Source organism: Pseudomonas rhodesiae (assembly GCF_007858255.1).
Taxonomy (GTDB): Bacteria; Pseudomonadota; Gammaproteobacteria; order Pseudomonadales; family Pseudomonadaceae; genus Aquipseudomonas; species Aquipseudomonas rhodesiae.
The window spans coordinates 1-736 of record NZ_VFEU01000078.1 but is presented as its reverse complement, the minus strand read 5'-3'; the positions used below and the strand labels follow the sequence as shown (position 1 = coordinate 736).

1 pseudogene is annotated in these 736 nt (G+C 53.1%); it reads right to left on the bottom strand.

The annotated features are described in order from the left end of the window. A pseudogene (locus tag FIV35_RS29495) lies at positions 1 to 736 on the bottom strand (IS3 family transposase); the annotation flags it as partial.

Sequence of the window (736 nt, the reverse complement as noted above, 5' to 3'; positions counted from 1 at the left end):
TTACCTCGACGACTCATGCTGGCTACCAGGTTGTTAGCTTTCAAGAAGCTTCGCCAGTCTGAGCTGCTGTACTGACTGCCTTGATCCGAGTGGATCATCACCTCTTGCTTCGGCTTACGTCTCCAAACCGCCATCAGCAGTGCATCAATGGCTACGTCGCTGGTCATCTGCGACTTCATTGACCAACCAATGATCTGGCGTGAAAACAGATCGAGCACCACGGCCAAATACAGCCAGCCTTCATATGTTCGGATGTAGGTAATGTCTGTGACCCAAACTTTGTTGGGTTCTCTGACATCGAATTGGCGCTTCAGTAAGTTCGGTGAGGCAACGGCTGGCTTACCGCCATATTTTCCAGGCCTCCGTCGATACCCAGTCTGAGAACGTAAACCTTCAAGGCGCATCAACCTAGCCACCCGGTGACGGCCACAGCTCTCACCAACCTCTCGCAGGTCATCATGGATCTTGCGATAGCCATAAACACCACCGCTTTCCAACCAGGAGTGTTTGATCAATCCAAGCAGTCGCTGATCGTCCTTGGCTCGCGCAGATTTTGGTTCTGATAGCCACGCGTAGTAGCCGCTGGGATGAACCTTGAGCGTCAGGCAAAGCCGTCGAATCGCGTAATGACCCGCTTGCTGCTTAATAAAGGCGTACTTCAGCCGCACTCCTTGGCAAAGTACGCGGCGGCCTTTTTTAAGATGTCTCGCTCCTCCGTCACCCGTTTCAGCTCGGC